The 20,917-nt window shown below is 63.7% G+C and carries 22 protein-coding genes; 10 read left to right on the forward strand and 12 right to left on the reverse strand.

The window, feature by feature from the left end; translation table 11 throughout:
• Position 1 precedes the first annotated feature (1 nt).
• Positions 2-997, reverse strand: a complete 996-nt coding sequence (locus V1279_RS04050; RefSeq protein ID WP_334432702.1) for a zinc-dependent alcohol dehydrogenase family protein — start codon at positions 995-997, stop codon at positions 2-4.
• Here V1279_RS04050 and V1279_RS04055 point away from each other — a divergent pair.
• On the forward strand, positions 977-1,303 hold the full coding sequence (locus V1279_RS04055) for a fumarylacetoacetate hydrolase family protein (protein WP_334432704.1): 327 nt from the start codon (positions 977-979) through the stop codon (positions 1,301-1,303). The genes V1279_RS04050 and V1279_RS04055 overlap by 21 nt on opposite strands.
• An 81-nt stretch (positions 1,304-1,384) precedes the next feature.
• On the opposite strand, the gene V1279_RS04060 is transcribed toward V1279_RS04055, so the two are convergent.
• The 3 genes from V1279_RS04060 to V1279_RS04070 all read right to left on the reverse strand — a co-directional run bounded on the left by V1279_RS04060 (position 1,385) and on the right by V1279_RS04070 (position 4,469).
• Complete coding sequence (locus tag V1279_RS04060) at positions 1,385-2,539, reverse strand: alpha-hydroxy acid oxidase (RefSeq protein WP_442894874.1); 1,155 nt, start codon at positions 2,537-2,539, stop codon at positions 1,385-1,387.
• Between the two features lie 106 nt (positions 2,540-2,645).
• Entirely contained in the window at positions 2,646-3,461 is an 816-nt protein-coding gene (locus V1279_RS04065; protein ID WP_334432709.1) for an MlaD family protein, read from the reverse strand.
• An 81-nt stretch (positions 3,462-3,542) separates the two neighbouring features.
• On the reverse strand, positions 3,543-4,469 hold the full coding sequence (locus V1279_RS04070; protein ID WP_334432712.1) for a DMT family transporter: 927 nt from the start codon (positions 4,467-4,469) through the stop codon (positions 3,543-3,545).
• A gap of 402 nt (positions 4,470-4,871) precedes the next feature.
• Here V1279_RS04070 and V1279_RS04075 point away from each other — a divergent pair, with 402 nt between their 5' ends.
• The gene (locus tag V1279_RS04075) at positions 4,872-5,036 is read left to right on the forward strand and encodes a hypothetical protein (RefSeq protein ID WP_334432714.1); all 165 of its coding nucleotides are present in this window, start codon (positions 4,872-4,874) and stop codon (positions 5,034-5,036) included.
• 23 nt (positions 5,037-5,059) lie between these two features.
• Here V1279_RS04075 and ybaK read toward each other — a convergent pair whose 3' ends face one another.
• Positions 5,060-5,533: a Cys-tRNA(Pro) deacylase gene (ybaK, locus tag V1279_RS04080; protein ID WP_334432717.1), complete on the reverse strand. Its 474-nt coding sequence runs from the start codon at positions 5,531-5,533 to the stop codon at positions 5,060-5,062.
• Between the two features lie 338 nt (positions 5,534-5,871).
• Between ybaK and V1279_RS04085 the strand changes: the two genes are divergently transcribed.
• On the forward strand, positions 5,872-7,164 hold the full coding sequence (locus tag V1279_RS04085; protein ID WP_334432719.1) for an adenylosuccinate synthase: 1,293 nt from the start codon (positions 5,872-5,874) through the stop codon (positions 7,162-7,164).
• A 37-nt stretch (positions 7,165-7,201) separates the two neighbouring features.
• The gene (locus V1279_RS04090; RefSeq protein WP_334432721.1) at positions 7,202-8,812 is read left to right on the forward strand and encodes a hypothetical protein; all 1,611 of its coding nucleotides are present in this window, start codon (positions 7,202-7,204) and stop codon (positions 8,810-8,812) included.
• Positions 8,813-8,990: 178 nt separating this feature from the next.
• On the opposite strand, the gene V1279_RS04095 is transcribed toward V1279_RS04090, so the two are convergent.
• Positions 8,991-9,257, reverse strand: coding sequence for a hypothetical protein (locus V1279_RS04095; RefSeq protein ID WP_334432723.1), 267 nt, complete (start codon positions 9,255-9,257; stop codon positions 8,991-8,993).
• Between the two features lie 657 nt (positions 9,258-9,914).
• Between V1279_RS04095 and V1279_RS04100 the strand changes: the two genes are divergently transcribed.
• From V1279_RS04100 to V1279_RS04110, 3 genes are all read left to right on the forward strand, one after another.
• Positions 9,915-11,054, forward strand: a complete 1,140-nt coding sequence (locus V1279_RS04100) for a DUF2336 domain-containing protein (protein ID WP_334432725.1) — start codon at positions 9,915-9,917, stop codon at positions 11,052-11,054.
• Between the two features lie 168 nt (positions 11,055-11,222).
• Positions 11,223-11,645: a DUF5413 family protein gene (locus V1279_RS04105; protein WP_334432727.1), complete on the forward strand. Its 423-nt coding sequence runs from the start codon at positions 11,223-11,225 to the stop codon at positions 11,643-11,645.
• A gap of 299 nt (positions 11,646-11,944) precedes the next feature.
• Positions 11,945-12,481 carry a DUF4112 domain-containing protein gene (locus V1279_RS04110; RefSeq protein WP_334432729.1) on the forward strand — a complete coding sequence of 179 codons (537 nt, stop codon included), beginning with the start codon at positions 11,945-11,947 and terminating at the stop codon, positions 12,479-12,481.
• Positions 12,482-12,535: 54 nt separating this feature from the next.
• Here the strand turns inward: V1279_RS04110 and V1279_RS04115 are convergent, their stop codons facing one another.
• The 4 genes from V1279_RS04115 to msrA all read right to left on the reverse strand — a co-directional run bounded on the left by V1279_RS04115 (position 12,536) and on the right by msrA (position 14,547).
• Positions 12,536-12,820, reverse strand: coding sequence for a hypothetical protein (locus V1279_RS04115; RefSeq protein ID WP_108521386.1), 285 nt, complete (start codon positions 12,818-12,820; stop codon positions 12,536-12,538).
• Positions 12,821-13,043: 223 nt separating this feature from the next.
• A complete protein-coding gene (locus V1279_RS04120; protein WP_247780758.1) occupies positions 13,044-13,208 on the reverse strand; it encodes a DUF3309 family protein in 165 nt (54 codons plus the stop codon).
• A gap of 184 nt (positions 13,209-13,392) precedes the next feature.
• Positions 13,393-13,803, reverse strand: coding sequence for a peptide-methionine (R)-S-oxide reductase MsrB (gene msrB, locus V1279_RS04125; RefSeq protein ID WP_334432735.1), 411 nt, complete (start codon positions 13,801-13,803; stop codon positions 13,393-13,395).
• A 24-nt stretch (positions 13,804-13,827) separates the two neighbouring features.
• A complete protein-coding gene (msrA, locus tag V1279_RS04130; protein WP_334432737.1) occupies positions 13,828-14,547 on the reverse strand; it encodes a peptide-methionine (S)-S-oxide reductase MsrA in 720 nt (239 codons plus the stop codon).
• Between the two features lie 265 nt (positions 14,548-14,812).
• Here msrA and V1279_RS04135 point away from each other — a divergent pair, with 265 nt between their 5' ends.
• A complete protein-coding gene (locus V1279_RS04135; RefSeq protein WP_334432740.1) occupies positions 14,813-16,507 on the forward strand; it encodes a caspase family protein in 1,695 nt (564 codons plus the stop codon).
• A gap of 128 nt (positions 16,508-16,635) precedes the next feature.
• Here the strand turns inward: V1279_RS04135 and V1279_RS04140 are convergent, their stop codons facing one another.
• Positions 16,636-17,751: an ATP-dependent DNA helicase gene (locus V1279_RS04140; RefSeq protein ID WP_334446199.1), complete on the reverse strand. Its 1,116-nt coding sequence runs from the start codon at positions 17,749-17,751 to the stop codon at positions 16,636-16,638.
• A 199-nt stretch (positions 17,752-17,950) separates the two neighbouring features.
• Between V1279_RS04140 and V1279_RS04145 the strand changes: the two genes are divergently transcribed.
• Complete coding sequence (locus V1279_RS04145) at positions 17,951-19,159, forward strand: LLM class flavin-dependent oxidoreductase (protein WP_334432742.1); 1,209 nt, start codon at positions 17,951-17,953, stop codon at positions 19,157-19,159.
• 63 nt (positions 19,160-19,222) lie between these two features.
• On the forward strand, positions 19,223-19,378 hold the full coding sequence (locus V1279_RS04150) for a hypothetical protein (protein ID WP_275189567.1): 156 nt from the start codon (positions 19,223-19,225) through the stop codon (positions 19,376-19,378).
• Positions 19,379-19,516: 138 nt separating this feature from the next.
• On the opposite strand, the gene flbD is transcribed toward V1279_RS04150, so the two are convergent.
• A complete protein-coding gene (gene flbD / locus V1279_RS04155; RefSeq protein WP_334432746.1) occupies positions 19,517-20,896 on the reverse strand; it encodes a sigma-54-dependent transcriptional regulator FlbD in 1,380 nt (459 codons plus the stop codon).
• Between the last annotated feature and the right edge of the window lie 21 nt (positions 20,897-20,917).

Below are 20,917 nucleotides of genomic sequence, written 5' to 3' on the forward strand. Positions count from 1 at the left end.
CTCAATCCGGCGTCATCACGATCTTCCCGAACGCGGCGCCAGAATCGAGAAGTTCATGCGCGGCGCGCACTTCAGAGAGCTTGAAGCGCTTGAAGATCGAGGGGAGAATGGCGCCGTCGGCGAGGTAGCCGATCATCTTTCGCATGATGTCGCGCCGGCCTTCGCGGTCGTGATCATAGATGTGAAAGGAAAAGCACCGGATCGCCGGGCAGATGTCGAGATACTTCCGCATCTCGCCCATCAGGTTTTCCGTCGGCAGTCCGGCAAACGCATTGTAGGAGACGATGGTGCCCCATTTATCGAGCGCGCCGAGATAGGAATAGAATTCCGGCCCGCAGACATGATCGAGCACCAGGCTGACGCCGCGTCCGTCCGTCAGCGCGCGGGTGCGGGCGACGACATCCTCGTCGCGATAGAAGATGATCTCATCGGCCCCCATCTGGCGCGCGAAGGCGGCCTTCTCCGCCGTGCTGACGGTCCCGATCACCTTCATCCCGGCGATTTTCGCAAGCTGCACCAGCGAGGTCCCGACCCCGCCGGCCGCACCGATGACGAGGGCGGAGTGGGGCGGCGTGCTGGAGCCGCAATTGTTCAACAGCGCCCAGGCGACCTGGTAGTTCGGCAGGCAAACGGCGTCCTCGAACGCGACGTTCTCGGGCAGCACGTGCACGGCGTCCGCAGGCGCGGTGACATATTCGGCGTAGCAGCCGCCGCGCTGGGCGAGGTCGCGCGCGCTCAGCAGCACCCTTTGACCGACGGAAAGTCCGCTCACTTGCGCGCCTATGGCTTCGATCCCTCCGGCGACGTCGTTGCCAGGATTGGCCGGCAGTGGCGGCATCCATTTGTAGACGCCGCTGCGGATCAGCTTGTCCGGCTGGCCGACGCCGAAGGCCTTCGCGCGGATCAGGACGTCCCGCTCGCCCAGGGCCGGCATTGGAACCTCGGTATAGTCGAGCGCCTCCGGGCCTCCTGGACGATGCACCAATACAGCCTTCATGCGAACGCGGCCTCCCCAAGCTTCTATCGAAATTCTCATATTTTCGAAAATATTGCTTATTACGAAAATTATTGCAACCAGAAATCCGACACCTCGTTTCTGATCTTCTCGATTCCGCGGCTGATCGACCACGCGTCCGAGATATTCGATCTGATGCCGAGCGACGTCATCGCCATCGGCACACCGGCCGGCGTCGGCTTCACGCGCAAGCCGCCGATGTTCCTCGCACCGGGCGACGTCGTTGAAGTCGAGGTGGAGAAGATCGGCGTGCTGCGTAACCCCGTGGTTGATGAGGCAGCGCAGTGACGGCCTTCGACATCAGGAAGACGCAAGTCTCGATCGAGCGGCGATCCGCGAAGTGCAGGGGGCGGGCGGAGGTTTCGGCTGCTAGAACTTCCGCACCAGGTCCGGCGTGATCTCGCTTAATTTGCGAATCCCGAGCAGCGCGAGGTCGCGGTCGATTTCGGCCTTGAGCAGCGTGATCGCGCGCTGCACGCCGGCTTCGCCGCCGGCGATCGCGGCATAGAGGAAGGGGCGGCCGATCCAGACGAAATGCGCGCCGAGCGCGAGCGCCTTGATCACGTCGGTGCCGCGGCGGATGCCGCCGTCGACCATGATCGTCATGCCTTTCGCTTCGGCCGCGATCTCCGGCAGCGTGCGCAGGCCCGACATCGTGTAGTCGAGCTGGCGGCCGCCATGGTTGGACAGCATTACGCCGTCGACGCCGCTTTCGCGCGCCATGCGCGCGTCCGCCGGCGAGACCAGGCCCTTGATCACGAGCTTGCCCTTCCAGCGTTTGCGGATCAACTCGACATGCTTCCAGGCGAGCTGGTCGCGATGGCCGATATTGCGCATCAGGTTTTTCGCCAGCACCGGCGGGCCGCGTTTGGCATCCATGTTCTCGAAATGCGGCATGCCGAAATTCATCACGGTGCGTGCCCAGGTGCCGAACAGCCAATGCGGATGCGTGACCGTGTCCCAGAACACGCGCGGCGTGATCGCGAGCGGCACCTGAAAGCCGTTGCGGATGTTGTTCTCGCGGTTGGGCGGCACCGGCACGTCGGCGGTGACGACGAAGGTGTCGTAGCCGGCCGCCGCCACGCGATCGACCAGCGGCTCGATCCGCTCGGGCAGGCCTGCAAGATAGGCCTGATACCACGCCGCCTGATTGGCGGCGCGCACATCCTCCAGCGTGATCAGCGACGACGCGCTGAGAATCATCGGTACATTCTCAGACTTGGCCGCCCGCGTCAGCACGATGTCGCCGCGATAGGCGCACAGCGCCGAAGAGCCCATCGGCGGAATGCCGAACGGCGAGGCATAGGTCTTGCCGAACAGCGTCGTTGTCTGGTCGCGGCCGGAGACGTCGTTGAGCACGCGCGGCACAAGACCGTATTCGTCGAAGGCCTTGCGGTTGTCGCGCAGCGCAGCGTCGGTCTCGGCGCCGCCGGAGATGTAGCCGTAGAGGAATTTGGGAATCCGGCGCCGTGCGGTCGGTTCGAAATCGTCGAGCGAGAGATATTTTTGCAAAGCCCGCGGCACCGCGCTTTCGGTGCGGGTCACGGTCGTGGGCGGCACGGTCACATCGGCGGATTTGTCGAGCACGTCGGCGTTCCAGTTTTCTTGGTTGTTGTGCGAAGGAGGCAGGTTAGCGGCGGGGAGGCGGTCCGCCAGATTTCTGGCCTGCCTTGTTGACGGACGCGCTGACGTCGCCGAGCATTTTTCGCGTCTCGGCGATCAATTGCCCGGATTTCTTGTCAAAACTTTCGATCAGCTCGCGCATCGAGATCACGGTCGGCAGCAGTTCGCCGCCATATTTGTCGCTGGCAAGCCCGCCGAGAAAATCCTTGGTCTTGGTCAGCGCGCCGTCGACGGCGTTGACGCCGGATTCGGCGGTCGAGATGATGCTGGCGATCCTCTCGCCATTGCCGAAAAGCGAGGCCGTGAACGTCTCGAAATTCCGCAGCGTATCTTTCACCGCCACCTCATTGTCTGATATCACCCGGTCGACGTTGCGCAGCGCCACGCGGATTTTTTCCTGGGTGTTGAGCGTCCCGTCCGCATCGGCGGTCAGCTCGGCAATGCCGTCCGCGCCCTTTGGCGGCGGCGCCGCTTCGTCCGATCCGCCGGTGAACGAGATCGCCGCGATGCCCGTCAGCCCCTGAAATTCGAGGCCAACTTGCGTGTCGCTCTTCACCGGCGTGTTGCCGTCGATCATGGCAAGGGCTACGACGCGGCGCGGATGATCGAGCTTCAGCGACACCACCTCGCCAACCCGAATGCCGGCGAAATTCACGCTGCCGCCCTTGCGCAGGCCGCTGGCCGAGCCCTCGAAGATCACTCGGAACGGCACCTTCTGCTTGGCGCTGACGAACTTCTGGTAGCCGAGAAACCCGCCCAGCGATCCCCCGATCAGGGCCAGGACGAGCGTGCCGATCATTAGATTGCTGGCGTGAACCTTCATCGAAACCTTCCGAAGCAAGAAATAGCGGATTTGGCCCGGCAAGTCACCGCAGCCTTCTCAGCCTCGCCCCGCAAGGAGCGTTCAGGCGGAAGCTTTCCGCGACGCCACGAACACCCCGGCCAGCACCAGCGCGAAGCCGATGAAATGGAACGCTTGCGGATGCTCGCCGAGGAAGACGATCGACATGATGGTTCCGAACACCGGGACCACGTGGAAGAACGGCGCGGCGCGGTTGGCGCCGATCAGTTGCACGCCGCGATTGTAGCAGAGATAGGCGATCGTCGAGGGAAACAGCGCGACGTAGGCGAGCGTCAGCAGGTTCGCGGTGTCGATCTGCATCAGCGGCCGTGCGAACAACTCCCAGATGAACAACGGAATCAGGCAGGCCGCGCCGGCCCCGAAGGTGAAGGCGACGAACGACAGGCCATGGATATCGGGGCGTTTTAGCGACAGCACCGAATAGATCCCGAAGATCGCAAGCGCCACGATGAAGATCAGGTCGCCGATGTTGAAGTCGATGCCGGACAGCTTGGTGAGGTCGCCGTGCATCAGGATGATCAGCACGCCGGCCATCGACAGCATGACGCCCGCCGCCTGCGCCAGCGTCAGCCGTACGCCGAGCAGCAGCAGCGACCACACCGCGACCACCAGCGGGCCTGCCGACTGCAACAACAGCGTGTTCAGCGCCTGGGTGTGTTCAAGCGCCCAGTATTGCAGCGTATTGAACGCGCCGATGCCGGTGATGGAGAGCAGGATCATGATGCCGAGGCGGCTGCGGATCGCGGGCCAGTCGTGGACCAGATGCCGCCAGGCAAACGGCAGGATGATCAGGAATGCGAACGACCAGCGCAGGAATGAAAGCGTCACCGGCGCGATGTGGCCGGCGGCCATCCGCCCGACGATGGCGTTGCCGGCCCAGCACAGCGCGGTGATGCTGAGCAGCAGATAAGGCTGGTTAGCGAGCCAGTTCCCGGATCGGGCGGATGAAGTCTGTTCGGTAGCCGTCATTTAAAGGTAAGGCCCGGTTCATGGCGCCGCGGCCCGCCCGGCTAACGTCACCGGGCCGGAATGCTGCCCGGCTCCCGTCACAGACACGGATTTGCGGCGCTCATCAATGGTGCAAGATGCATCGCGACCATGCAGCCCGCCTCGGCTGTTTCCTTTGCCTGTTCCTCGCCTGTTGATTGGGGTTGCAAGCGGGCGGGCAAATATGCAATCAAAGGACGATTGATTCATGTAGCCCAACCTTTGTTTGTTTTTCGGGGTGCATGAGGTTTTTCCGGGTTATTTTCAGTATCGGGCGTTCGATCGTTGGGACCACGGGTTTGCGGGCGGCTGCGTTTTCGGCAGCTTCCTTTGCCCGTGAAGTCGAATTTCCAGAGATGATGGGTCATTCCTTTGAACAAGCCGATGTCGGCCGAAGAAGCCGAAGCCGAAACACGTCACCAGTTTGCCGTTCGCGCCAATTCCATTCTGGCGTTCATCGAGTGCGATGAGGAGCAGCGCCCGAAACTGCGCGAGGCCATCATCGAGGCGATGCTATGGGCGCAGACGCAGGTCACACTCACCAGGTAGCGGTTTGCCGACGCGACGGCCGCTCACGCCACGAGCGTGCGCGCGATCGCGCCAGCCGCCTTCACGGCGTCGTTGGGGTCGAGTTCGATCTGCAAGCCGCGCTGGCCGCCATTGAGGAACACGCTTGCATAGCCGAGCGCGGCTTCCTCGATCGCGACCGGCACGCGCTTCTTCTGCCCGAACGGCGAGATGCCGCCGACATGGTAGCCGGTCAGCCGTTCGGCATCCGCCGGCCGCATCATCTTTGCCGCCTTGGCGGCGAAGGCGCTCGCAAGCTTTTTCATGCTGACCTCGCAGTCGGACGGCACCACGGCGCAGACCGGCTTGCCGTCGACCTCGGCCATCAGCGTCTTGAGCACGCGCGCAGGCTCAACGCCGAGCGCGTCCGCCGCCTGCAGCCCGATGCTCGCCGCATCCGGGTCGTAGTCGTAGGCATGCAGGGTGAATTTCACGCCAAGCTTTTCCAGCGCCTGGGTCGCACGGGTGGTTTTCGACATGGCCTTTCCGTCATTGCCGGATGTTAATGCGTCTGTCGCCCGGTGGTCAGGAATTTTACGGGGATATCAATGGGTTGGAGCTGTTCTAAGGCTCCCTTAAAGCTGCCTTCCTGCTTGCCTAGAGCAGCCGCTTCCTTTATCCGGTGGGGCTGCCTTGCATGCGAACGGCCCCGGCCGTGATTTGGGCTGGGCAAGCTACCGCATGATCCGGAAAAGTGGCTACCGGTTTTCCGATCAGATCATGCGCAAACCAAAGAGAGCATGATCCGGAAAAGTGGCTACCGGTTTTCCGGAAAGGTCATGCTGGGACCATCAGATTTGCAGGGAACACTTTAGAAATGGCCAATGTTGTCGTCGTCGGTGCCCAATGGGGCGACGAAGGGAAGGGCAAGATCGTCGACTGGTTGTCGGAGCAGGCCGATATCGTCGTGCGCTTCCAGGGCGGCCACAATGCCGGCCATACGCTCGTCATCAATGGCGAGACCTACAAGCTGGCGCTATTGCCGTCCGGCGTGCTGCGACCGTCGAAACTCGCCGTGATCGGCAACGGCGTGGTGTTCGATCCGCAGGCTTTCCTCGATGAAGTTGCAAGACTGAAGGGCCAGGGCGTCGCCATCAGCCCGGAAAACCTGCGCGTCGCCGAAAACGTCACGCTGATCCTGCCGCTGCATCGCGATCTCGACGCCTTGCGGGAATCCTCCAATGCGGTCACCGCGATCGGCACCACGCGCCGCGGCATCGGCCCTGCTTATGAAGACAAGGTCGGCCGCCGCGCCATCCGCCTGATGGACCTCGCCGACCTCGATACGCTGCCGCACAAGATCGATCGCCTGCTGGCGCATCACAACGCGCTGCGCCGCGGGCTCAATCTGGAGGAGATCGACGGCGGCGGGATCCTGAAAGAACTCACCGCGCTGGCGCCGAAGCTGTTGCCCTACACCGAGACGGTGTGGCGGCTCCTGGACCTCAAGCGGCGCGAGGGCAAGCGCATCCTGTTCGAGGGCGCGCAGGGCGCGCTTCTGGATGTGGATCACGGTACATACCCTTACGTCACCTCGTCCAACACGGTAGCGGCGCAGGCGGCGACCGGCACCGGCATGGGGCCGGCCTCGGTCGGTTACGTGCTTGGCATCTGCAAGGCCTACACGACCCGCGTCGGGCAGGGCCCGTTCCCGACCGAGCAGGACAATGACATCGGCCGCAAGATCGGCGAGCGTGGCCGCGAATTCGGCACCAATACCGGCCGCCCGCGCCGCTGCGGCTGGTTCGATGCGGTGCTGGTGCGCCAGACCGTCCGCACCTGCGGCATCACGGGTCTCGCACTTACAAAACTCGACATTCTCGACGGCTTCGACACCATCGAGGTCTGCACCGGCTATATGCTGGACGGCAAGGAAATCGACCATCTGCCGGCGGGCGAGGGCGCCCAGGCCCGGGTGGTGCCCATCTATGAGACGATTGAAGGCTGGAAGGAGCCGACCGCCAACGCCCGTTCCTGGGCAGATCTGCCGGCCCAGGCGATCAAATATGTCCGCCGGGTCGAGGAACTCGTGGGTTGCCCGATTGCATTGCTTTCCACCAGCCCCGAACGCGAGGATACTATCCTGGTACAGAACCCGTTCGAGGCTTAACGAGATGTTACCGTCGGGCCTGCAGTATTGAAGAGAAATGGCTGATTATTACCCGCTGATCGCACGCGCTATCGCCGGCCTGGACCCCAATGCTCCAGGTGAGAGCCGCCGTGCGCTCTATGAGCGGGCTCGCACCGCGCTGATCGCGCAGTTGCGCAGCGTTCAGCCGCCGCTTTCCGAATCCGAAATCACCCGCGAGCGGCTGTCGCTGGAAGAAGCCGTGCGCAAGGTCGAATCGGAAGCCGCCCAGCGCGCCCGCGAGGCCTCGCGGCCGGGCGGCGGTGGGGCCGCGCGTGGCGGCGACGCTTTCCGCCGCGCCAATGCCCGACCGCCGGAATCCGCAGGCCCTCCGGGTTCGCCACGTCCGCGTCCGCCTTCTCAAGGCCCCTCGCGCGAGGCCCGTCCACCGCTTGGCCAGGACGAACAACGCCCGCCGCGCAATCTGCGCTCCGATGCGCCGCCCGGCGCGCCGCGCCCGCAGCCGCCGCAGATTCCGATGCAGGATGCCGGCCTGCCGCCACCGCCGCCCCGCGAGCGCGGGGGCGGCGCCCGCCGCGGTCCCGACAACGGCCAGCCGCCGCAGCCGCAGCCGCCCGGCATGCGCGGTTTCCGCGACATCGCCGCCGACGCCGACGATCTCGGCCGCGCCGCGGCGCAGGCCAATCGCGCTGCGCGAAAGACCTATGCCAACGTGCCGTCGCCCTCGCCGGAATTCGACCGGCTCGAGCCGAGCATGGAGAACCGTGGCGCCGATCCCGACGCGCCCTATTCCTATGACGAATCGCTGGAGGAGGCGGACCGCTACGCGCCGCAGCAGCCGCAGACGCCGTCGCGTGACCGCCCGCGGCTCTCGCAGGATCGCGACCGCGAGCCGAAGAAGCCCGCCCGAGCAGCCGCGGTGTTTCCGTTCAAGAGCGCGATTGCGGTCGGCATCGTGCTCATTCTGGTCGGTGCCGGCATCCTGTGGGGCAGGTCGGTCGTGACGGCCATGAGCGGCCTGTTCAAGTCCTCGTCCGTGGTGGAAGCGCCGAAGGATCCGGCCGCGCCGCAGTCGCGCCCGAAGATCCCCGATCGCGTCGGCCAGCCGTCGTCGGAGAACGTCGCGCCGGTGGCGCAGCGCGTCGTGCTGTATGACGAGGACCCGTCCGATCCCAAGGGCAAGCAGTATGTCGGCTCGGTGATCTGGCGCACCGAACCGATCAAGGCGAGCGGCAACCAGAAGCCTGATGTCGCCGTGCGCGCCGACATCGAGATTCCCGACCGTAAGTTCAAGATGACGATGTCGTTCCGCCGCAACACCGATACCTCGCTGCCGGCGAGCCACACCGCGGAATTGACCTTCATCCTGCCGCAGGATTTCTCCGGCGGCGGCGTCGGCAACGTGCCGGGCATCCTGATGAAGTCCAACGAGCAGGCGCGCGGCACGCCACTGGCCGGTCTCGCCGTGAAAGTCACCGACGGCTTCTTCCTGGTCGGCCTCTCCAACGTCGATTCCGACCGCGCCCGCAATTTGCAGCTCCTGAAGGAACGTTCCTGGTTCGACGTGCCCTTGGTCTACGTCAACCAGCGCCGCGCCATCATCGCGATCGAAAAGGGCGCCCCCGGCGAACGCGCGTTCAACGACGCGTTCGCGCTGTGGGGGGAGTAGCTACCGGGAGCGTCGCAGATGCGCTCTCAAACCTGAGCTGATCTCCGTTGAGCCAGGAAGTCGATCGCTAATCGATCGCTGCGCGGCGCCGCGAAAGAATCCAGCAAGAAAGCAGCCTCAACATTGCACGCAGCTCTGCTGAGGCCGTTCTGCGTTCGTCTTCGAGCGAAACGAGCTGTTACTCAGCAGCGGCGGCTCGCCTCCGCGCGGTGTGCTCGCGGTCCATCACGGCCCGGCAGCCTGGACTGACCTGCGCGCGGTGCCTGACCATGCAGGCGGTGATTCGCTGGACGTTGGGGACTTCATGGCCGCATAGCCGCATGGCGTCGCCCGTGCACATCTGCTGCGCCTCCGAGAAGGCAAGGCTCGGGCGTGCGGAAAGTGCCGTCGCCGCGAAGGCGATGGCGAAGAGAAGTGCGATTCTGCTTGTACGGTGGAAAGTCATCGATGCGTTCCCCAAGGTTGCGCGCGCGCGGTGCTGGCCGCTGTTCATTGGGGGCGCTGCACGCGGTTTGCGCTGCCGCAGGCGTCATCCATCACCCGGGAGTCACCCGGTGTGGTTGCTCGAATTCTGCCGATGTTCGAATCAAAAGTGCTGCGCCACTCCGCCGCGAATTATGCGCTAATGCGTCGAAGCTGCAATGGCTCGCACCAACACTTCCTGAACTGTTGCGTGCGCGCCACGTCGACCGAAGCGCCTCCGCTGTCGCACCCCGCCACCGGGTCGCGCGAATGCGCGCCCGATGACAGGCTCCGGCGGGGTATCCAGTACGCCGCAGCTTCTCGATGGCCCGGCTCCCAGGCCGGCCGGGCTCGCCTTCCGCGCTGCAAAACTCAGTATAAATGCGGAAATTCCTGGCCCTCGAACAACCACCCGTTAGGGAAGCCCGGGTACGATCAGTGGCTATTGCTCGCATGCGCGCCTCATTTGCTTTCGTTGGAGTGAAAAGGCTGCCGAAACCAGCCTTTCGAGTGGCACTCAAATGCTTGTTTACTCCGCTGCCAATGGATCCACGAAGCTAGCGGCCATCCGCGCGATGGAATGGCCGCGGCCGGAGGTGTCGCGGCGAGCCGGGATGACCGGTGCGGAGGTGGGATAGCCATGCCTGCCGTATCGCCGGATCTGCGCGCGGAATTGAACGGCGCCGAAGAGGATGGACCCGAGCACGACGCCCGAATTTTCGGGGAGGTGACGGACCTGTTCCTGTCCAATGTCGATCGCCTCGGTGACTCGCAGATCGCCGCGGTCGATGGCGTCCTCGCCCACCTGATCGAGCGGGTGGAAGCAACGACCGTGATCCAGCTCAGCGAGGCCCTGTCCACCATCGACCGGGCCCCGCGCCAGACGATCCGCCAGCTTGCGTTCCACGAACAGCCCCAGGTGGCCGCGCCGGTTCTGAGAAGGTCCAGCTGTCTGTCGGAAACAGACCTTCTTGAAATCGTCAAAAGCCGTGGCCAGCAGCACTTGTTGGCGATCTGCGACCGAAGGACGCTCAACGAAGCGCTGACCGACGCGCTGATGAGATTTGGCGACGTCCACGTCTCCAATGCGCTCGCGCGGAACGCCGGCGCGCGTTTCTCCGAATGCGGCTACGCAACGCTGGTCGGACGGGCAGAGCGTGACGAGGGGCTGGCGGAAAAGCTCGGCGTTCGCCTGGACATTCCCGGCAGCCTGCTGCGGGAGCTCATTGGCAAGGTTGCCGACGTCGTCCGCGCGCGATTCCTGACGGCGGCGCGACCTGTCATGCGGGAGAAAACCCAAAATTCTGCTGCGACGACCGCCGGACAGCGCGGCGCGGCCCGGATGGCGATTGACTACACCCAGGCGCAAAGCGAGGTCGTCGCGCTCAATCGCACCGGCAAGCTGAATGATTCCATCGTCAACCGGTTTGCGGTGAGAGGTGAATACGTCCACGTGGTCGCAGCCCTCGCCTTGAAGGCCGACGTCAAGGTCGAGGCGATCGAACCCTTGCTCGAACCCGACCGGGTGTATGGACTGATCGTCGCCTGCAAGGCCGCCCGGCTGACCTGGTCGACAACGACGATGATCGTCCGCAACCGGCCCGGCTGCCCGCCATCCACCGACCGCGAGCTCGAACAATGCGTGGCGGTGTTTGAGTCCTTGTTGCTGTCGGTTGCACAATGGACGATCCGGTTCGGGTCGGATCGGATTCTTGCAAAGAAGAACGAGCCGGCAGCGGTCGCATCGGCTGCCAATGGCAGCCTGAGCCGGTCTGCCTGACTTCAGCATCGGAGGCCGCTGGCCTCTTGACTCCGCCCTGCTGACTGGATTTGAAATTGCGTATGGCCAAGGCGCTGTCGAAGCCGGATATGTCTGGTCACGGAACCATGCGGTTGGTCCGATGGTGAGTCTTCCTTCTCGATCCATAGGCTCAACGCAGAGGTCGCCATGAAACGCTATCTGATTTTCGGAGCTATCGGCCCGTTCGTCGGCGGGTTTTTGATGCTGTTCGCGGCCACGGTGACTTCGGGCTACTGGACCGAGACCAACTGGTCGGAGATCGGAAAATTCCTCGCCGCGTTCGTCAAGACGCTGCAGTACAGCTATCTGTTCGGCATCGTGCCGGCGTTGATGATCGGCGCCATCGACGACATTCTCTCTCACGTCAAGCGCATTGCGCCCGTGGCACGGATACTGATCGTAGGCGCGATCGGCTTCGCGGCATCCTCATTGCTCTATGGCTCGCGCGGACCGGATACCGGCGCGGTGCAGTTCCTGCTCTACGGCATCGTCGGCATGGTGCCTGCGATGCTATCGTCCTGGTTGGCGCACAGATATGCCGACGCGCCGCGGCCGGTGCATTCGACGTAACGCTTCGCATCGATACGGAATCGCAGGGTGGGCAAAGGCGCGTTAGCGCCGTGCCCACCATCTATCGTCGAGCGCACGTCTTGATGGTGGGCACGCTGTTGCTTTGCCTACCCCACGAACTGCGAACTGATTTGCTTTGCGCGCAAGCACAATCTCGACGCACACTTGCGACAAGATGCACACCTCGGGCACACGTGCCGCGAGATCGGAAAGTCATGTTTGCTCTTTGAAAAGGCAGGTAAAGGTGCCTGCCGCGGCCGCGTGACGCAACTTGCGCCTCGCCTTCGCGTTACCATGTGATGGCCATGTCAGACGACGATATCCACACGCCGCAGCGTTCACGTTCCGGGCAGTCTTCCCGGACGCGCGCGCCCGGGCGCGGCCCGGTCATCGACCAGGAGGGGCGCGAAGTCCCCGAGGCGAACCTGCACACGCGGTTCGAGGGATTGCGGTTCGATTTCGGTCATCCCGCCGCCAATCCGTTCGGCGAGCTGACGCGCGAGCAGCGGCTGGCGCGGCTCGATGCCATCGCCAAACTTTTGGACGTCGCCTTCATCGTGCCCGGCACCAATTTTCGCTACGGCATCGACGGGCTGATCGGGCTGATCCCCGTGGTCGGCGACATTATCACGACGGCGATTGCGCTGTGGGTGGTGCGTGAGGCGCGCGCGCTCGGGGCGCCCTGGCACATCACGGCGCGGATGCTCGCCAATGTCGCCGTTGACGGCGTGGTCGGCCTGGTGCCGGTCGCGGGCGACGCCTTCGACGTCATGTTCCGCGCCAACGTCCGCAACGTGCGCATGCTCAAGCGCTGGCTCGACCGGCAGCCGCGCTAACAAAAACGCCCCCGGAAATGATCTCCGGGAGCGCGCTGTTTGACAATATGGAGGTTAGGCCGCGTCGGCTTTGTCTTCAGCGCTGGCGGGCGCACGCGGACGGCGCGGCAGCGGGAAGGCTTCGCTTTCATAGAGCGTGCGGATACCGCTCTGGTCGAAGCGGGCTTCCTCGACCTGCAGATAGGCGCCGTTCAGCGAGTCCGCCGGCAATTCCTCGATCGCGAAGCGAACCGCTTCGGCCGCGGTGCCAAAACGCCGATAGGCAAACCCGGCCCGCTTCTTCTTGCGGATCGCGGCGGGAAACAGTTCGGCGGCGGTGTTGTAGCTGAAGGGACGCATGGACGGTGACCTCAATCTTTTTCGGCTCTTGCGTGTGAGCAATGGGGATTGGATGACGGTGGGCCACAATCGCGGGCCGCACCGTGCACGTCATTTCAGAGCCCAATATAAGCTTCTTTGACAAAAATGCGACCCCTGAACGAGCGGATCGGGGGTGATGATGAATCCACGCATGGCTGCGGGGAACTAAACTTTAATCAAGTTTTTTCAATGGCTTAATGGCTCAAATCTTGCCGAGCAGCAGCAGGATCAGGAGCACGATTAAAATCACGCCGGCAAGCCCCATGCCGGAATGGCCGTAGCCATAGCCATAGCCCCTGATGCGGCCGGAGAAGCCGCCGAGGAGGAATATGATCAAGATAATGACGAGTATCGTCCCAAGCGACATGGCGCGCTCCCCGAAGGCCCCGCGGGCGTCCCCCAAAACGCTCCCGCGGACCGGATCAAAGCATATTCCGGATCGCGAGTCCTTGGTCGGCAGGTTGGAATGAAGCGTCCCGCCAAACAGAAACCCCGCACGACCAGCTCCTGGTCGCACGGGGGGTTGGAATAAGTTCGACCGTTGCCGAAAACTATTTCGGCTGCAGCTTCAAGGCCGCCGAGTTGATGCAGTAGCGCAGGCCGGTCGGGCCGGGGCCGTCGGGAAAGACGTGGCCGAGATGGCCGTTGCATTTCGAGCACAACACCTCGGTGCGGACCATGCCGTGGCTGATATCATGCTCCTCGTCGACATGGCCGTCGACGGCAGGCGCGGTGAAGCTCGGCCAGCCGCAGCCGGAGTCGAACTTGGCATCGGATTCGAACAGCGTCTGGCCGCAGCCGGCGCAGGTATAGGTGCCCTTGCGGTGCTCGTGCTCATATTCACCGGAGAACGGCCGCTCGGTCGCCTTCTCGCGCAGCACGGCGTACTGCATCGGCGTCAGCTCGCGGCGCCACTCGGCCTCGCTCTTGACGAGCTTGCCGGATGTCTTGGTGTCGGACATTTAGCCTCCTTAATTGGTAGCCCTTCAATTAGTGGCCTTGGCGTTGCTCACCAGCGTCGGCTTCTCGATGTAGTTTTCCGCAAAGATCTTCTTCAGGTTCTCGATCTTCGGCATGTCGTTGAAGACAATATAGGGCTGCTTCGGGTGCAGCGTCAGGTAGTCCTGGTGATAGTCTTCCGCCGCATAGAACGCCTGCAGCGGGCCGACCTTGGTCACGATCGGCTTCTTGTAGACCTTGGCGGCGTTGAGCTGGGCGATATAGGCTTCCGCCACCTTCTTCTGCTCGTCATTGGCGGTGAAGATCGCCGAGCGATATTGCGTACCGGTGTCCGGGCCCTGGCGGTTCAACTGCGTCGGGTCGTGCACGACGGAGAAGAAAATCTGCAGGATCTTGCCGTAGCTGATCTTCTTCGGATCGTACTTGATCTCGACCGCCTCGGCGTGTCCGGTCGTGCCGGTGCCGATCATGGTGTAGTTCGCGGTCATCTTGCTGCCGCCGGAATAGCCGGACACCGCGTTGAGCACGCCTGCGGTGTGCTGGTACACGCCCTGCACGCCCCAGAAGCAACCGCCCGCGATCACGGCGGTCTGGATGCCGTCGGCCGCCTGAACGTCGAGGGCGGGAGGCGGAATGATGACGGCTTCCTCGGAGGCACGCGAGGGGCTGATGGCGAACGCGGCAATGGCCAGCGCGCCGATGGCGGCAGCGCACAGCGACAGGCGGCTGAGATGGCGAGGGGACATGGTTTCCTCTTTCGGCATTGGTTGGGGGCAGTCTAGAGCGGGATCGGCGTTTCGCAATTGGCTCAAGGCGTTCCGATGCCCTAGATACGGCCTTGGCCGCGGATTGTTACGGCCCGCGCCACACGAGTTCGTGAATAAAGCTGCGCCCGCGCAAGGCCTTATGGAAGGGCGATCGGTCACGCTTGACCGGTGCGGGCCTGCCTTTCCACAATGAACCGCTGGTCGCGCGCCGCGACCAAAATCCATGCGCCGGAGCGTTCCGCCGATGTTGCGGGCCTTGTTGCTGGGTCTCGTCATGTTTATCGCCGCCGGCCCCGCGCGGGCCGCGGGCGATGTCGAAACCTGCCGGAATTCCACGGCGGAACCCACAGCACGCCTCGCGGCCTGCGAAAGCGTGATCGCCGACGAGAGGATCACCGGCCCCTCCAGGGCCGCCGCCTTCTGGTTTCGTGGCGACTCGCTGGTGAAGAAGCGCGATTACGATGGCGCGATCGCGGCTTTCACCGCCTCGCACGAGATCGCGCCCCAGAATATCAATGTCATCAATGCGCGGGGCAACGCCTACAGCTACAAGGGCGACGACGAGCGAGCGCTGGCCGATTACGATCTGTGCCTGCAGCTACGCCCGACTTTCGGCACCGCCTACAACAACCGCGGCGTGATCTTCATGCGCAGGGGCGAGCTGCAGCGCGCGCTGGATGAATTCAACCTGGCGGTCAAACACATCTTCAACGATCAGAGCCGCTACCTGCACCATTACAACCGCGGCCGCCTGCAGGGATTGATGAAACTGTACGACGCCTCGCTCGCCGACTTCGCCGAGGCGCAAAAGGTCAATCCCGACGGTCCGCAAGTTCCGGCCTACCGGTGCGTTACCTACACCGGCATGGGCAGGTTCGACGACGCGCTCGTTGACTGCAATGCAGCGTTGGCGAAGTCACCGAACAATGTTTATGGGCTGACCAGCCGCGGCAATGCCTATCTCGGCAAGGGCAATCTCGACGCCGCCCTCAGCGATTACGACCGGGTGCTCAAGATCAATCCGAACTACGTTCGCGCCTATGTCGGCCGCGGGCAGCTTTTCGAGAAACGCCGCAACCTCGCCGCCGCACGTGCCGACTATCGCCTGGCGGCCAACGCCGTGGCGGCGCAGCGCGAGGATATCGACACTACGCTAGCGCGCGCCGTCGCCAAGGAGCGGCTGGAGGCGCTATTGGGCACGGCTCCAGCAGGCAAAGCCACACCGCCGGCCGGCCCGCGCAAGGTTGCGCTGATCGTCGGCAATGGCGCCTACCGGAACGCTGCGCCGCTGGAAAATCCACCGCGTGACGCCAAATTGATCGCATCGACCTTTCGGGAGCTTGGCTTTGCCGCCGTGACGCTGGCGCCCGATCTCACGCGGGACAAATTCTTTGCCGCCCTGCACGAATTCGGCCTCGAGGCCGAAAAGGCGGATTGGGCCGTGGTCTATTATGCCGGCCACGGCATGGAGATCGGCGGCGTGAACTATCTGATCCCGGTCGATGCCAGGCTGAAGGCCGACAGTGACGCGGAGACGCAGGCGGTGGCGCTCGAGCAGGTGATCGGGGCAGTTGCCGGCGCGCGCAAGCTGCGGCTGGTGATGCTCGATGCGTGCCGTGATAATCCGTTCGAGAAGACCATGCAGCGGACCATCGCGCTAAAATTGGTCAACCGGGGCTTTTCCAACATCGAGCCGGAAGCCGGCTTCATGGTGGTCTACGCCGCCAAGCACGGCGAGACCGCGCTCGATGGCGATTCCCCGAACAGTCCGTTCGCCACCGCGCTGGCGCGGGTCATCAAGGAGCCGAAGATCGAGGTGCGGAAGCTGTTCGACATCGTCCGCGACGATGTCTGGAAGGCCACCAATCGCACGCAGCAGCCTTTCACCTACGGCTCATTGCCGGGGCGCGAGGATTTTTACTTCGTGGCGGCGAAGTAGGTCTTGTGTCCCGGACGCGGTGCAGCGTGCAACGCTGCGCCGGGACCTATTGCCGGCCGCTCGTGGACCCCCGGATCAGCAGCGCATCACTTCGTGCTGCGCAGCATCCGGGGAACGCCGGCTTCAAGTCACACCACCACGCTCAGCCGCTTCGCCGCGCGCGTAATCCCCGTGTAGAGCCATCTCGCCCGGCTGTCCTGGAACGCAAAGCTCTCGTCGAACAGCACCACGTCGTCCCATTGCGAGCCCTGCGACTTGTGCACGGTGAGCACGTAGCCAAAGTCGAACTCGTCATACGGCTTGCGCTCCTCCCACGGGATCGCCTCGATGCCGCCCTCGAAGCAATCATGGCGTACCGAGACCTTGGTCACCTTGTGGCCGAACTCCTCGTCGGGCGAGAGCCGCATGGTCAGGATTTTTGATTTCGCCCGCGGCTGGGTGCGCGATTTGACGCGCCACAGCCCGCCGTTGAACAGGCCCTTCTTGCGGTTGTTGCGCAGGCAGACCAGCTTGTCGCCGGCCACCGGAAAGGGGTCCTCGATGTTCTGTTTCTGGCGAACGCGCTTGTTGTAGGCGCGGCGGGTGTTGTTGCGCCCGACCAGCACCTGGTCGGCGCTCATTACGCGATCCGGATCGAGTTCGCTGCGCGGGACTACCTCGCTCTCGCCATGGCGGCCGATTTCGAGTTCGCGGCCCTCGCGGATATCCATCGACATCCGCACGATCGGGTCATCCTGGGCCTGGCGATGCACCTCGGTCAGCATCGCGTCGGGCTCGCAGTCCGTGAAGAAACCGCCGCCCTGGATCGGCGGCAATTGCGCGGGATCGCCGAGCACCAGCAAGGGACAGTCGAACGACATCAGGTCGCGGCCAAGCTCCGCATCGACCATCGAACATTCGTCGATCACGATCAGCTTTGCTTTGGAAGCGGGCGCGTCATCCCACAGTTCGAAACTCGGCTGCTCGACGCCCGATTCCTTGGCGCGATAGATCAGCGAGTGGATGGTGGAGGCGTTGTCGCAACCCTTGTTGCGCATCACCAGCGCGGCCTTGCCCGTGAAGGCCGCATACTTCACCTCGCCATCGACGCCATCGGCGATGTGCCGCGCCAGCGTGGTCTTGCCGGTGCCGGCATAGCCGAACAGGCGGAATACCGGCGGCGTGCCGCCCCTGCCGGGCTTGGCCTTCAGCCAGTCGGCAACGGCCTTCAGCGCGGAATCTTGATGCGGCGTGAACTTGGTCATGAGGTCCAGATGGAGAGAAGAGCGGGCGGTGAGGCCGCGACTCAACGGAAGCGTAAAGCTAACCATTCGCGCGTTCCTTGCAAGGCTGCTTCCGTGCCACGGAATTGCAGTTTCGCGGTCGAGGCTGGACTTGGGATGCATGGCGAATACACTGACCGAAAACAACAAGCGGTCTTAACGAGCGCTCTTGGGAGGCGTCATGAAATTCGGCATCTTTTACGAGCTGCAACTGCCGCGCCCATGGCAAGAGGGCGACGAGCTCCGGCTCTACCAGAACGCGCTGACCCAACTCGAGACCGCCGACCGGCTCGGCTATGATTATGCATGGGTGGTCGAACATCATTTCCTCGAGGAATATTCCCACTCGCCCGCGCCGGAATCCTTTCTCGCTGCGGCCAGCCAGCGGACCAAGAACATCCGGCTCGGCCACGGCATTTTCCAGCTCACCACCAATCATCCCGCCCGGGTCGCCGAACGCGTCGCGGTGCTCGATCTCCTCAGCAACGGCCGCTGCGAATTCGGCATGGGCGAGAGCGCGTCGATCACCGAGCTGACGCCGTTCGGCCGCGACATGGAAACCAAGCGCGAGGTGTTCGAGGAAGCGGTCCAGGCGATCTTTCCGATGTTCACGAAGGTGGGCACCGAGCATCACGGCAAGTATTTCGACATTCCCTTGCGCAACGTGGTGCCGAAGCCGGTGCAGAAGCCGCATCCGCCGCTGTGGATGGCGTGCTCGCAACTGCCGACCATCGAGCGTGCCGGCGAGAACGGCTTTGGCGCGCTCGGCTTCCAGTTCGTCAGCGCGGAAGCCGCTCATGCCTGGGTGCATGCCTATTACAACGCAATTACAAAACGGCTGAAGAAACTCGCCGATTACGAGATCAATCCGAACATGGCGCTGGTTTCGTTCTTCATGTGCGCCAAGACGGATGAGGAGGCCCGCGCCCGCGCCGACGGCGCCACCTTCTTCCAGTTCGCGCTGCGCTATTACGGCGCGTCGCAGAACCGGCAACGTCCGGATCCTGGCACCGTCAACATGTGGGATGAGTACAACAAGTGGAAGCGCGACAATCCGGAAGCGCAGGAGGCGGCGCTGCGCGGCGGCCTGATCGGCTCGCCGGAAACCATCCGAAAGAAGCTGCGGCGTTTCCGCACTTCGCACATTGACCAGGTGATCTTGCTCAACCAGGCCGGCAAGAACACCCACGAGCACATCTGCGAGTCGCTCGAACTGTTCGCCAAAGAGGTGATGCCGGAGTTCCAGAACGATCCCGAACATGATGAGTGGAAGAAGGGCGTGATGAGCGGCGCGATCCAGCTTGAAGAAATCGACACTGAAGCTTTCAAGGACCGTTATGGCAAGCTGGCAATCAATGTCGCGCCGGCGCAGAGGGTGGCGGCGGGATAGCGGCTGGGCCGATGCCCCACGGTGTGTTAGCCTTGCGAAGGCTCAACATGGTGCGGCTGTCTGATGAAGCGATTGGCGACCTGGGTATTTTACGGCATCGGCGCGGTCGCGATCGCCTATCTCGCACTATACGCCTATGCGGTTTTCACCGGCCGCGATCTGCAGCCCGGCGATCCCATCCATATTTTCCGTAAGCCGGATGCGCCGAGTTATTCGTGATGCATCGTGTCCCGGACGCGGTGCAGCGTGGCAACGCTGCTCCGCAGAGCCGGGACCCATCGTCAGCCATAAGTAAGTTGGGCCCCGGCTCAGCAGCGCACCGCTGCCGCGATGCGCTGCGTCCGGGGAACATACGGCTCAGCCCGCTGCCACAAACCGCTGGTGCTCGCCGGAGCCTGCCGGCGTGATCGGGATGCCGCCGTCGGCATATTCGTTCAGCTTGTTGCGCAGCGTGCGGATCGAGATGCCGAGAATATTGGCGGCGTGGGTCCGGTTGCCCAGGCAGTGTTTCAGCGTCTCCAGGATCAGGTCGCGCTCGACATCGGCGACGGTGCGGCCGACGAGCGCACGCGTGACTTGTTCGGCGGCAAAGGTGGCGTGGGCCACGGCTGGCGGGGTCTTGGCGAGGTCGAGGCGGTCGCCGTCCGGCGTCAGGATCGCGTCGGCTCCGATCTCATCGCCCTGCGCCATCAGCACCGAACGATGGATGGTGTTTTCCAGTTCGCGGACGTTGCCCTGCCAGCGGTTTGAGGTCAGCACCCGCCGCGCGTCGGCCGAGATCGGGCGCAGCGGCACGCCGTTGGCGTCGGCGTATTTCTTCGCAAAATGCTGCGCCAGTTCAAGAATGTCGGCTGGACGGTCGCGCAGCGGCGGGATCTTCAAATTGACGACGTTGAGGCGGAACAGCAGGTCCTCGCGGAAAGTGCCTTCGCGCACGGCATCAGAGAGGTTGCGGTTCGAGGTCGCGAGGATGCGGATATCGACCGGCACCGGCTTGGTGCCGCCGACGCGGTCGATCACGCGTTCCTGGATCGCGCGCAGCAGCTTGGATTGCAGGCGAACGTCCATCTCGGAGATTTCATCGAGCAGCAGCGTGCCGCCGGTCGCTTCCTCGAACTTGCCGATACGGCGGGCGATGGCGCCGGTGAAGGCGCCCTTCTCGTGGCCGAACAATTCGGACTCCAATAGATGCTCGGGAATAGCCGCGCAATTGATCGAAATGAACGGCCGCTTGGCGCGGTTCGAGCGCGAGTGGACATAACGCGCCAGCACTTCCTTGCCGGTGCCGGATTCGCCGGTGATCATCACGGAGGCGTCGGAGCCCGCGATCTGCTGCGCCAGCTTGACGACCTTGCCCATGGCTTCGTCGCGATAGATCAGATCGCGTGAATCATTGGCGACGGCGGCGAGCACGGCGGCGATCAATTCGGGATCGGGCGGCAGCGGGATGTATTCCTTGGCGCCGGCGTGGATCGCGGCCACCGCCGCGCGGGCGTCGTTGGAGATGCCGCAGGCCACGATCGGCACGTGGATGTGCTCGGCTTCCAGCCGCATCACCAGGTCGCGGATATCGAGGGCGACGTCGACCAGCAGCAGGTCGGCGCCCTTGCCGCCGCGCAGCACGGCCATCGCCTGTTCGATCGCCTCGGTGTGGGTTACCGATGCGCCGTTTTCCATCGCGATCTTGGTGGCGGTCGTGAGCTGGCCCTTCAATGTGCCAACGATGAGAAGCCGCATTTTTATCTCCTGTCCGTCTGT

The sequence above is a fragment of the Bradyrhizobium sp. AZCC 1610 genome (genome assembly GCF_036924515.1).
GTDB lineage: Bacteria > Pseudomonadota > Alphaproteobacteria > Rhizobiales > Xanthobacteraceae > Bradyrhizobium.